Below are 452 nucleotides of genomic sequence, written 5' to 3' on the forward strand. Positions count from 1 at the left end.
CAAGGTAACACAGGTGCTACTGGACCTCAAGGCGTTCAAGGTAACACAGGTGCTACTGGTTCCACTGGACCTCAAGGTGCGCAAGGTAACACGGGTGCTACTGGACCTCAAGGTCTTGAAGGTAACACGGGTGCTACTGGACCTCAAGGTCTTCAAGGTAACACGGGCGCTACTGGTTCCACTGGACCTCAAGGTGCGCAAGGTAACACAGGTGCTACTGGACCTCAAGGCGTTCAAGGTAACACAGGTGCTACTGGTTCCACTGGACCTCAAGGCGTTCAAGGTAACACAGGTGCTACTGGTTCCACTGGACCTCAAGGTGCGCAAGGTAACACAGGTGCTACTGGACCTCAAGGTCTTCAAGGTAACACGGGCGCTACTGGTTCCACTGGACCTCAAGGTGCGCAAGGTAACACAGGTGCTACTGGACCTCAAGGCGTTCAAGGTAACAC

1 pseudogene is annotated in these 452 nt (G+C 54.4%); it reads left to right on the plus strand.

Annotated features, from left to right (window positions below):
• A pseudogene (locus SB773_RS30100) lies at nucleotides 1-452 on the plus strand (collagen-like protein); the annotation flags it as partial.

The sequence above is a fragment of the Bacillus sp. SIMBA_074 genome (assembly GCF_046534555.1).
GTDB classification, from domain to species: Bacteria; Bacillota; Bacilli; order Bacillales; family Bacillaceae_G; genus Bacillus_A; species Bacillus_A mycoides.